This is a genomic window from Mesorhizobium shonense, from assembly GCF_040545255.1.
In the GTDB taxonomy this organism is placed as follows: Bacteria; Pseudomonadota; Alphaproteobacteria; order Rhizobiales; family Rhizobiaceae; genus Mesorhizobium; species Mesorhizobium shonense.
The window spans coordinates 33,928-43,583 of sequence record NZ_JBEPLM010000022.1 but is presented as its reverse complement, the minus strand read 5'-3'; the positions used below and the strand labels follow the sequence as shown (position 1 = coordinate 43,583).

At 64.2% G+C, this 9,656-nt stretch carries 9 protein-coding genes; 5 read left to right on the top strand and 4 right to left on the bottom strand.

Annotated elements, in window-relative coordinates:
• Window positions 1-210: 210 nt before the first annotated feature.
• From ABID26_RS33340 to ABID26_RS33330, 3 genes are all read left to right on the top strand, one after another.
• On the top strand, window positions 211-390 hold the full coding sequence (locus ABID26_RS33340) for a YdcH family protein (RefSeq protein WP_126091508.1): 180 nt from the start codon (window positions 211-213) through the stop codon (window positions 388-390).
• Between the two features lie 256 nt (window positions 391-646).
• On the top strand, window positions 647-1,897 hold the full coding sequence (gene ispG / locus ABID26_RS33335; RefSeq protein WP_126097509.1) for a flavodoxin-dependent (E)-4-hydroxy-3-methylbut-2-enyl-diphosphate synthase: 1,251 nt from the start codon (window positions 647-649) through the stop codon (window positions 1,895-1,897).
• 4 nt (window positions 1,898-1,901) lie between these two features.
• Window positions 1,902-2,756 carry a lytic transglycosylase domain-containing protein gene (locus ABID26_RS33330; RefSeq protein WP_126097510.1) on the top strand — a complete coding sequence of 285 codons (855 nt, stop codon included), beginning with the start codon at window positions 1,902-1,904 and terminating at the stop codon, window positions 2,754-2,756.
• Window positions 2,757-2,848: 92 nt separating this feature from the next.
• Here ABID26_RS33330 and ABID26_RS33325 read toward each other — a convergent pair whose 3' ends face one another.
• Together ABID26_RS33325 and ABID26_RS33320 are read right to left on the bottom strand one after the other, a co-directional pair.
• On the bottom strand, window positions 2,849-5,182 hold the full coding sequence (locus ABID26_RS33325; RefSeq protein ID WP_292372879.1) for a response regulator: 2,334 nt from the start codon (window positions 5,180-5,182) through the stop codon (window positions 2,849-2,851).
• Between the two features lie 201 nt (window positions 5,183-5,383).
• Window positions 5,384-5,956, bottom strand: a complete 573-nt coding sequence (locus ABID26_RS33320; RefSeq protein ID WP_292343935.1) for an HXXEE domain-containing protein — start codon at window positions 5,954-5,956, stop codon at window positions 5,384-5,386.
• Between the two features lie 327 nt (window positions 5,957-6,283).
• Between ABID26_RS33320 and ABID26_RS33315 the strand changes: the two genes are divergently transcribed.
• On the top strand, window positions 6,284-7,270 hold the full coding sequence (locus tag ABID26_RS33315; RefSeq protein ID WP_354417768.1) for an alpha/beta fold hydrolase: 987 nt from the start codon (window positions 6,284-6,286) through the stop codon (window positions 7,268-7,270).
• Window positions 7,271-7,346: 76 nt separating this feature from the next.
• Here ABID26_RS33315 and ABID26_RS33310 read toward each other — a convergent pair whose 3' ends face one another.
• Together ABID26_RS33310 and ABID26_RS33305 are read right to left on the bottom strand one after the other, a co-directional pair.
• Window positions 7,347-7,565, bottom strand: a complete 219-nt coding sequence (locus tag ABID26_RS33310; protein ID WP_292302849.1) for a tautomerase family protein — start codon at window positions 7,563-7,565, stop codon at window positions 7,347-7,349.
• A 296-nt stretch (window positions 7,566-7,861) separates the two neighbouring features.
• The gene (locus ABID26_RS33305) at window positions 7,862-8,779 is read right to left on the bottom strand and encodes a polyprenyl synthetase family protein (RefSeq protein WP_354417766.1); all 918 of its coding nucleotides are present in this window, start codon (window positions 8,777-8,779) and stop codon (window positions 7,862-7,864) included.
• 128 nt (window positions 8,780-8,907) lie between these two features.
• Here ABID26_RS33305 and ABID26_RS33300 point away from each other — a divergent pair, with 128 nt between their 5' ends.
• Window positions 8,908-9,615, top strand: a complete 708-nt coding sequence (locus tag ABID26_RS33300) for a transglycosylase domain-containing protein (RefSeq protein ID WP_292302852.1) — start codon at window positions 8,908-8,910, stop codon at window positions 9,613-9,615.
• Window positions 9,616-9,656 lie beyond the last annotated feature (41 nt).

Sequence of the window (9,656 nt, the reverse complement as noted above, 5' to 3'; positions counted from 1 at the left end):
GGGCGGGGCCGGTGGGGTTTGTGACTTGTCGGTCTTGTCACCGGCGCGCCGCTGATATCACATTTCACATTGTCGTGGAATGCTACCACTGGGCATTCGACATCGAGATTGGTTGGTGGCAGACTGTCATTGTGCCGTCACAGTAGCGACCTGCGGTGGACGAGCCTGCGGCGGCTGCAATCGAGGAAACCATGAAAGGGAGAACCAATCATGTCTCTTGCATCCCATCTTGATGAGCTGCAGCGGAAGCACGGCGACATCGAGCGCGAAATCACCGATGCGATGATGCATCCTTCGGTAGACGACCTCGAAATCGCCAATCTCAAGCGGCGCAAGTTGGCAATCAAGGACGAGATTGAAAAGCTGAAGGCGAAACCGACGGCACACTGAAGCTCCTCTAGGCAACATCACCGCACCCGTCGTGGTGCAACCCCACCGGTGGCAAGAAATGCCGCCGGGTTGGTGCTTTACACCGAAATTACCTGACCATTTTCGGGGCGCGTCTCGCAACCCGATGTGGTTGGTTGAGTTGCGCGGCCGCCGATCAAGGTCAGCCGATTTGCGGACCGTGGCTGCCGCTTGCCATTGACAAGCCATCTTTGCTCCGCCACCTCATGCCCGGAACTTCCAGATGAAGGCGGCCGGCATGACCGGATATTTTTCTTCTCCTTTCCCGCGCCGGGCATCAGTCGGCGTCGACGTCGGCGGCGTGACGGTCGGCGGCGGCGCGCCGGTCGTCGTGCAGTCGATGACCAACACCGACACCGCCGATGTCGACCAGACCGTCGCCCAGGTCGCGGCGCTCAATCGCGCCGGCTCGGAGATCGTGCGCATCACCGTCGATCGCGACGAGAGCGCTGCCGCCGTGCCGCGCATCCAGGAGAGGCTGTTGAGGCTCGGCGTCAACGTGCCGCTGGTCGGCGATTTCCACTATATCGGCCACAAGCTGCTCGCCGATCACCCGGCCTGCGCCGAGGCGCTGGCGAAATACCGCATCAATCCCGGCAATGTCGGCTTCAAGGAGAAGAAGGACCGCCAGTTCGCCGCGATCGTCGAGATGGCGATCAGGTACGACAAGCCGGTGCGCATCGGCGTCAACTGGGGCTCCCTCGACCAGGAGCTCCTGACCCGGCTGATGGACGAGAACCAGGCCCGGGGCTCGCCACTCACCGCGCAGGAAGTCACCCGCGAGGCGATCGTGCAGTCGGCGATCCTGTCGGCCGAGATGGCGGAAGAGATCGGGCTCGGCCGCGACAAGATCATCCTGTCGGCCAAGGTCAGCGGCGTGCAGGACCTGATCGCCGTCTATACCGCGCTTGCGACGCGCTCCGACCATGCGCTGCATCTTGGCCTGACCGAAGCCGGGATGGGCACGAAAGGCATCGTCGCCTCGTCCGCTGCAATGGGCATCCTCCTGCAGCAAGGCATCGGCGACACGATCCGCATCTCGCTGACGCCCGAGCCGAACGGCGACCGCACGCGCGAGGTGCAGGTCTCGCAGGAACTTTTGCAGACGATGGGCTTCCGGCAGTTCGTGCCGATCGTCGCCGCGTGCCCCGGCTGCGGCCGCACCACCTCCACCGTGTTCCAGGAACTGGCCCAGAGCATCCAGGCCGACATCCGCAAGAACATGCCGGTATGGCGCGAAAAATATCCCGGCGTCGAGAACCTCAAGGTCGCTGTGATGGGCTGCATCGTCAACGGCCCGGGCGAATCCAAGCATGCCGATATCGGCATCTCTTTGCCGGGCACCGGCGAGACGCCGACGGCGCCGGTCTTCATCGATGGCAAGAAGGCGGCGACGCTGCGCGGCCCTTCGATCGCGCAGGATTTCGAGAAAATGGTCGCCGACTATATCGAGCAGCGTTACGGACACGGCAAAGCCGCCGCGGAATGAGCCCATGCGTCGTTTGTTGAAGGCGACGCTTTTCCTACTTTTAGGGCTGAACTCGGCCGGCCAGGCGCTGGCCGATCCGCCGCAATCGGCCGCCAAACGGCTGATTTCCCGCGTCTGCGACTTGATCGAGACCCAGGCCGAGCAAAACCGCCTGCCCAAGGATTTTTTCGCCCGGCTGATCTGGAAGGAGAGCCGCTTCGACCCCAATGCGGTCAGTCCGGTGGGCGCCGAAGGCATCGCGCAGTTCATGCCCGGCACGGCCAAGCTGCGTGGTCTCGCAGATCCCTTCGACATCGAGCAGGCCATCCCGGCGTCGGCGAAATATCTTGCCGAAATGAAGGCCGGCTACGGCAATCTCGGCCTCGCAGCGGCCGCCTACAATGCCGGCGAGAACCGAGTGTCGCGTTGGCTCTCCTCCGGCGGCTTTCTGCCGATGGAGACGGAAAGCTATGTCTTCGACGTCATGGGCGAGCCGGTCGACAAGTTTTCCGACGCCGCTTACGCCAGCGCCATCCAGCCGCTCGATCCGAAGACGAGCTTCGCTGTCGCTTGCCGCCGGCTGCCGGTGATCATGTCGCGGACGGTCGCCATGGCCTCGATCAACGTCAAGCCATGGGGCGTGCAGGTGGCCGGCAATTTCCGCCGCTCCGCCGCAATCGGCCAATGGCTGCGCGTGCGTGGGCGGTTCCCGGCCCTGCTCGCCAGCCATGATCCGGTGGTGAGCCGCGTGCGCACGCCGATCGGCCGGCGCGGCATCTACGCGGTCAGGATCGGCGCCGACTCGCGCGCCGAGGCCAACGGCATTTGCAACAAGCTGCAAAGCGTCGGCGGGGCATGCGTGGTGCTGCGCAACCGGTAGCACAAAGAAAATGGGAGATGTCGGCGGGACAGAGGGGGGGTGGCGGGCACTCGGCAGTTGGTTTTTGAGACCCGTCTTTAGTCAGCAAACGCTCAGGCCGTCTTCGCCGCCACCGTCTCGCTGAGCCAGGTGCCGATCTTGGCGCCGAGGCGGTCGGGCGAGACCGGCTTCGGCAGGTAATCGTCCATGCCGGCTTCGATGCATTTTTCGCGATCGCCCTTCAGCGCGTGCGCGGTGACGCCGATGATCGGCGTATGGCTGCCGTTCTGCTCTTCGATGGCGCGGATGGCGCGCGTCGCCTCATAGCCGTTCAGCTCCGGCATGGACACGTCCATCAGCACCAGCCGCGGCCGCAGCGAGCGGTACATCTCGACCGCGGTGCGGCCATTGCCGGCGATACGGTAGCTCAAGCCAAGGCCGTTGAGGATCTGACCGAAGACCAGCTGGTTCACGTCATTGTCCTCGGCGATCAGGATATCGATCGGGCCGCTCGGCGTGGCGGTCGATTCTGGCGCCGCGGGCACGGGAACAGCCGGGCCGCGGATTACGGTGAAGGCGGGAGGTGCCGGCTGGGCGGCGACCGGCTCGCGAACGAACTGCGCCTTGGCGCCTTGCGTGCGCGCCTTCTGGATGGCGGAGATCACGGTGCCGAGCAGCACCGCCGAACGCGCCGGCTTGGTGAGATGCGCGGCGATGCCGAAATCGATCACCATCCTGCCGAAATCGACCTGGTCGACCGAGGTCAGCAGCACGACCGGAATGGAAGAAAGGCGGTTGTCGGCGGCAATGGCTCTCGCGACATCGGCTCCGTTCATACCGGGCATCTGATAGTCGAGGATGATGCAGTCGACCGAGGCGCCGAGCTGGCAGGCACGATCGAGGAAGGCAAGGCCGACGGCGCCGCTTTCGGCCGCGGCGCAGTCGAAGCTCCAGCTTCTCAGCTGCTCCAGCAGGATCTCGCGGTTGACGGGGTTATCGTCGATGACGAGCACGCGCGCGCCGGTGACGTCGACCGGCACGATCTCGTCGCGCGTTTGTTGTTTTTGCACCGGCAGCGGCACGGCGAACCAGAAGACCGAGCCGCGGCCGATCTCACTTTCGACGCCGATCTTGCCGCTCATCAGGTCGACGAGGCGGGCGGAGATGGCGAGGCCGAGGCCGGTGCCCTCGTGGCGGCGGGTGGACGAGCCGTCGACCTGGGCGAATTTCTCGAACACGCTTTGCAGCTTCTCGGCCGGGATGCCGATGCCGGTGTCCTCGACGCGGACCTTCAACTGGACCACCCCGTCGACGACATCGCCGCCGACATCGATCAGCACATGCCCCTTCTCGGTGAACTTCACCGCGTTGCCGAGCAGATTGGTGACGATCTGGCGGAAGCGCCCGGCGTCGCCGACGACGAAGGCCGGCAGGCGCGGATCGACGCGTACGATGAGCTCGAGGTTCTTTTCGGCAACGCGGGCCGACACCAGCGTTGCCACGTCCTCGACCGCTTCGGCCAGGCGGAAGGGGGCGGGGTCGAGCGTCAGCTGGCCGGCATTGATCTTCGAGAAATCGAGGATGTCGTTGATGATGGTGAGCAGCGCGTTGCCGGACTTGACGATGACGTCGGTGAACGTCTTCTGGCGCGGCGTCAGCTCGGTCTTGGCGAGAAGCTCGGCCATGCCGAGCACGCCGTTCATCGGCGTGCGGATCTCATGGCTCATATTGGCGAGGAATTCCGACTTGGCGCGGTCGGCGGCCTCCGCCTTGTACAGCGACGCGGCGGTTTCGGCGAAGGCGCGGCGGATCGCGTTCTCCATCGGCCGGAAGATCAGAACCGCGGCGACGCCGATCACGGCAACCAGCAGGCCGCTCGCCCACAACAGCAGCCGGTCGCTGGAGGCGTCGGCGAGGCGCCGCTCCTCATCGAGCGCGGTGCGCACGCGCACCAGCATCGGCTGGGCGAAAAGGTCGTTCTGGTTGCGGATCTCGCGATAGCTCCACTCATCGACTTTCTGGGCCACCGACATCAGGTTGAAGTTGCGCACCATGTCGCGCGTCGACCAGAACAGATCGCCGTTCACCGAAGCCGATTCCAGCGCGTTGAGGGTGTTGTTCGACAGGCGCGGCCTGATCGCCGCAAGCTGCGCGTTCAGTATCCCGATCTCGCCCATCAGCCGTTCGGAATGGCCACGCGCGGCGGCGGCCAGCGCATCGCGGGTCTCGGCCCGCCAGGCCGTTCCCGTCGTTTCGGCGAAATTGGTGGCGTTGCGCAGATCGCGGGAGAAGATGACGAAATTGCCGCTGAGAGCGTCGACCTCGTGGCGGTATGAATTCACTCGGTTGAGCGCGAACATGACGGCGGCCGAGGCCAGCGCAAAGACGAGCAATCCCGAAAAGTAACGAATCCGGATCGACCGGATGAAGGAGGAATATTCCGGCATGCGCAACCCCAAACCCATACGCACGATTTTAATGGTCGGGATTACGCTTGATTTACATTAAGATTTCGTTGGCGATGGGTGGCCAGATGTCATTGACAGCTTTGGTGCCGTGCTCGTTCTGATCGGCAACAACTGAGCGTTCGGCCCCAACTGGCGTTTTATCGGCTTTCTCGAAATCGCAATGGTGGTTCGCCGGAGATGCTATGGGTTGACTATGAGAGAGCGGTATCGAGCAGCCACCACCGCAATGATCGCCAGGTGAAGCAGGATCGCGAGAGCTGCTCCGATCAATTGCGGGACAAGACCTCCCGTTCGGCCAATCATCCAGATGGTGGCAACGCTCAGCGGCAAGAACAAAGTGACGCTGGTGACGAGGCCGGGATTGTATTTGCGGAGCCGCGCCGATGTGACGAGGTGAGCGAGCGCGTTCACCATCATGACATACGGGGCGACCAGGCCCCAAGCGGGTCCCCATATGAATGCCGCGTAAAGGGCCAGCAGGTTGATGCCCCAGACAAACGGCAGATTGATGACGAGAACCGAGGCGACGGTAAGAGCGTCACGGCCGCCGAAAACATTCTCGTTCGCGAACTTGCGGAATCGGTCGCCGGTGTGTTCTTCCACCTGATGGACCATGTAAAGCGGGCTGTGCAAGAAGATCAGGAACACCGGCCACGAAAGCGGCATCACTGGCGCAACCGCGATAAGCGATGCCGCCATGAACCCTGCGCCAACGACCCAATAGTCGGCTAGCCAGCCTTGCAGTTTAAGCATTTGGTTCCCCGCTTCCTCAGTCGGCGATCCTGCACGAATGGACGCGCATCACCAGAACTATTCGAATGCATGGGCGCCTGCCCGATTTTTCGATTGGAATATGCACCGTTGGGGATCGGTTGGAAGAAAGAAGCCCATTGACCTTGATCCTCGCGGCGCTGACGGCCGGGTGACCATGTCGGACATTGACTGCCGCGACCGCCCCTGAGACAGTCAATAAAAGATGCGCGCTTCCGAAACCTGGCACTCCGTCGGCCCAGCCACCCGTTGCGGCGTCTGGCCGCCTGCCATTGATCGGAGGTGGAAACACGAGCACGGGAAGCGGTCGTGAGCGAACCTACACAGCGAACGGTCGAGACCAACGGCATCCGCCTCAATGTCGCGGAGCAGGGAGAAGGGCCGGTGGTGCTTTTGTGCCACGGCTTTCCCGAATCCTGGTATTCCTGGCGCCATCAGTTGGGCGCGCTTGCTGCGGCGGGCTTTCGCGCCGTCGCCCCCGACATGCGAGGCTACGGCAAGAGCGATCGGCCGGAAGCGATCGACCAATACACGCTTTTTCATCTGGTCGGCGACATGGTTGGCCTTCTCGACGCCCTTGAAGCCCCCACCTCCGTCATCGTGGGCCACGACTGGGGCGCGGTCGTCGCCTGGTATGCGGCGCTGCTGCGACCGGACCGCTTCCACGCCGTCATCGGCCTCAGCGTGCCGTTCCGGCCGCGCGGCAATGCGCGCCCGACCAGCCTCATGCCGCGAACGGCGGATTCCCAATTCTACCAGCTTTATTTCCAACAACCCGGCGTTGCTGAGGCAGAGCTGGAACGGGACCCCCGCGCCACGGTGCACACCATGCTTTACGCTGCATCGGGAGATGCTTCGGCCGTCAGCACGACAGCGGGCGCTGGAATCAGCATGGTCCCGCACGGCAGAGGTCTCCTGCAAGCCGTCGAGGCGCCTCCGAACCTGCCGCACTGGCTCAGCGAAAGCGACCTCGATTTCTACACGGGCGAGTTTCAGCGCACCGGTTTTGCCGGGGGTCTCAACTGGTACCGCAACATCGATCGGAACTGGGAGCTGATGGCGCCCTTTGCGGGCGCGCGGATCAAGGTTCCCGCGCTCTACATAGCAGGCGACCGCGACCTGGTGATCGCCTTCCCCGGCATGGATCAACTGTTGGCCAATCTCAGGAAGTTCGTTCCGCAAATCCGCGATACACTGATGCTGCCCGGCTGCGGGCATTGGACCCAGCAGGAGCGCCCGGACAAGGTCAACGCCGCGATGATCGAATTCCTCCGGAGCTTGCCGAACCGGGGCTGATCCAAGGGAAAGCGAGTATCGGCTCCGACACGGAAAGTTGGGCGAGCCGCTCGACAAGCGACCCGCCCGGTTCAAGTCAGGCGCTATCCTTGGCCCGGTAGGCGTCGGGAAGAATGAAGACCTCGTCGGCGCGGCCATAGCCTCCATCGGGAACTTCTTCGATCAGCACCATGGTATGGGGACGCACGCCTTCGCCGAAATAGTCGACGAACATCTGCGTGGTCTTGTGGACGAGGTCTTCCTTCTGCGCCTTTGTGAGGGCGGCCTCGGGCATCTTGAAGTTGGCAAAGGGCATTTCCAGGTTCCTTCCGGGTTGGATTTTCACGGCGCTGGACGAAGAAGCCGGCGAGGCGTCATCGGCCGGATCGATCTTCGTTCGCTGTCCCGGAGCGGATATAGATTGCCTCGGACGCCGAATAATCACCTGGTTGTCGACAGCAGTATTCAGGCAGGGCGAACAATCGATCCGCGAAACCGGCAGCTTGCTCCGCGGCTACGTTCCTCCTGGAGCGGGGCATCGCGCATTCTTTGCCGAGGCGAGGCTGTGAGGATCGATGCTGGCCGGCATCGCCGCCCCGCCTGCGCCGCAGCTCAGCTGTTGCGCGTCGCCACGAAAGTCGCCGCAGCCTTGAGCAGGGCCGCCTGCTCGCCATAGGGCTCCAGCAGCGCATGCGCCTGATCGATCAGGCCGTGGAGCTGCTCGCGCGTCCAGTCCGGGCCGTTGAGTGCGGCAAGCGTCGCCTTGCCGGCGGCTGCGTCTTTCTTCGTCGCCTTGCCCATCCGCTTTTCGTCGGCCGTCAGATCGAGCAGGTCGTCGGCAAGCTGGAAGGCAAGGCCGATGGCCGAGCCGAATTCCGCCAGTCTTTCACGATCCGCAGCCGGCGCGCCGGCGACGATGGCGCCCGCCTCGCAGGCGAAGCGGATCAGCGCGCCGGTCTTCATCGCCTGCAGCCTGATGATGCCGGCCTCATCCGGCCGCTTGCGCTCGGCCTCGAGATCGAGCGTCTGGCCGCCGACCATGCCGCCCGCTCCGGCGGCGCGCGCCAGCGCCAGCACGAGTGCTGCCCGGCGCTCGGCCGGCAGCACGGTCGCCTCGTCGGCGACGATGTCGAAGGCCAAGGTCAACAGCGCGTCGCCGGCAAGGATCGCGGTCGCCTCGTCGAAGGCCTTGTGCACCGTCGGCTGGCCGCGACGCAGATCGTCGTCGTCCATCGCCGGCAGATCGTCATGGATCAGCGAATAGCAATGCACGCATTCGAGCGCCGCAGCTATGCGCAGCGCCGGCTCGCCATCGGCGGAAAAAAGCGCAGCACTTTCCATGACCAGAAAAGGGCGGAGCCGCTTGCCGCCGTTGAGAACGCCATGGCGCATGGCCGCCATCAGGCGCTCCGGCCGGGCTATCTCGCCGGAAAGCAGGGGCGCATCCAGGATCTGCCGCAGCAGAACCTCGATTGCGGCGGCGTGCGCGAAAAGCGCGGTTTCGAAGGCCGTCTGGTCGTCTTTCATCATGGCCGGGACCGGTAGCCGACACTCAGACATTGCGCAAGAAGCCCGGCACCTTTATGCCGTTGAGCGCGTGGCACGGGTGGGGCGGCTTGACGGAACCGATCGTCGAACATGAAAGCGAAGGGCTGGACATGGCGCGACCGCGGCGCCTGAATCGCGCCGGTCTCAAGCGCCTTGGCCGGCGTTGCCTGGTCGCGGCGATCGTGCTGGCGGCGATACCGGTCGTGCTCACCTTCCTCTATCTGCCGTCCTTCGTGCATCCTATCTCGACGCTGATGCTGAAGGATCTCGCGACCTTCTCCGGCTACGACCGGCGCTGGGTGTCGATCGACGACGTGGCGCCGGTGCTGGCGCATTCGGTGATCATGTCGGAGGATGGGCAGTTCTGCTTCCACCGTGGCGTCGATCTCGGCGAATTGCGCGGCGTCGTCGACGATGCGCTGGCCGGCGAGGCGACGCGCGGCGCCTCCACCATCACCATGCAGACGGTGAAGAACCTGTTCCTGTGGTCGCGGCCGCTGGGCAGCGTGCGCAAGGTGGTCGAGCTGCCTCTGGCCATCTATTTCGACGCGGTGATGTCGAAGCGGCGGATCATGGAGATCTATCTCAACATCGCCGAGTGGGGGCCGGGCATCTACGGCATCGAGGCCGCCGCGCAGCATCACTTCGGCGTCTCGGCCAAGCAATTGTCGCGCCGGCAGGCGGCGCTTCTCGCCGTCAGCCTGCCCAACCCGATCGCGCGCAATCCGGCCAGGCCTGGCCCGGGGTTGAGGCGGCTCGCCAATCTGATCGAGCGGCGCGCGGGCAGGTCCGGAGCCTATGTCGGTTGTCTTGACTAAGGCCGGTTGACATTCATTCGCTCAAGGGGGATTCGTGCAGC

Excerpts from the sequence above, each read along its gene's own strand:
- ABID26_RS33340 (WP_126091508.1), top strand. The coding sequence starts at position 211 with ATGTCTCTTGCATCCCATCTTGATGAGCTGCAGCGGAAGCACGGCGAC.
- ispG (WP_126097509.1), top strand. The coding sequence starts at position 647 with ATGACCGGATATTTTTCTTCTCCTTTCCCGCGCCGGGCATCAGTCGGC.
- ABID26_RS33330 (WP_126097510.1), top strand. The coding sequence starts at position 1,902 with ATGCGTCGTTTGTTGAAGGCGACGCTTTTCCTACTTTTAGGGCTGAAC.
- ABID26_RS33325 (WP_292372879.1), bottom strand. The coding sequence starts at position 5,182 with ATGCCGGAATATTCCTCCTTCATCCGGTCGATCCGGATTCGTTACTTT.
- ABID26_RS33320 (WP_292343935.1), bottom strand. The coding sequence starts at position 5,956 with ATGCTTAAACTGCAAGGCTGGCTAGCCGACTATTGGGTCGTTGGCGCA.
- ABID26_RS33310 (WP_292302849.1), bottom strand. The coding sequence starts at position 7,565 with ATGCCCTTTGCCAACTTCAAGATGCCCGAGGCCGCCCTCACAAAGGCG.
- ABID26_RS33305 (WP_354417766.1), bottom strand. The coding sequence starts at position 8,779 with ATGATGAAAGACGACCAGACGGCCTTCGAAACCGCGCTTTTCGCGCAC.
- ABID26_RS33300 (WP_292302852.1), top strand. The coding sequence starts at position 8,908 with ATGGCGCGACCGCGGCGCCTGAATCGCGCCGGTCTCAAGCGCCTTGGC.